General features: G+C 39.1%; 1 protein-coding gene. It reads right to left on the bottom strand.

The genetic code is table 11. The annotated features are described in order from the left end of the window. Positions 1-251: 251 nt before the first annotated feature. Positions 252-728: type I methionyl aminopeptidase (gene map / locus ACYVL2_RS19995; RefSeq protein WP_460546563.1), on the bottom strand; the 477-nt coding region annotated here is incomplete at its 5' end.

Here is a 728-nt window from a genome sequence, read left to right as displayed (position 1 = left end):
TCTTTTGCCATTAAAGTGCTCTCCTTTCTTTGCAACAGTAACAAGCTATCATTAATTGACTTAAAAAGAACCTGTTCTGAACATCCGGAGATCGTAATCATTAAATTCAAGATGGATCACGTTTGTAATATACATCTTTACCATTTTAACAGCAATTCAGACGAAAAACGAGCATCGTGAATTTAGATAATTACTGTTTAACTGTCCAGTGCATCTAGCGAGGAATGGATAGAGATAACCTTAACTACCAACTACAGCGTTATTAGAATTTCATATCCCGTCTCAGTGATTGCAATTGTATGTTCGAAATGCGCACACATCTTTCCGTCGACTGTTACAACAGTCCAGTTATCAGATAATGTTTTGACATATCGAGTTCCAGCGTTCACCATTGGCTCTACTGCCAACACCATGCCTGGACGTAGACGCGGTCCTTTATTTGGTGGACCATAATGTGGAATCTGCGGATCCTCATGTAAATCTTGGCCAACACCATGACCAACATATTCTCTTACAATTGAAAAGTTTTGAGATTCTGCATACGTTTGAATAGCATGTGAAATATTCGATAATCGATCGCCGGGCTTAGCTTGCTCTAAGCCTTTATAAAGAGATTGCTCTGTGACATCTAGAAGCCGTTGATTTTCTTCTGAAATCTTTCCAACTCCGTACGTCCAAGCAGAATCACCGTGATAGCCATTGTATTTAGCACCAATATCAATGCTTAT

Source organism: Glycomyces halotolerans, assembly GCF_054779575.1.
This window is presented reverse-complemented; position numbering and strand designations above follow the sequence as displayed.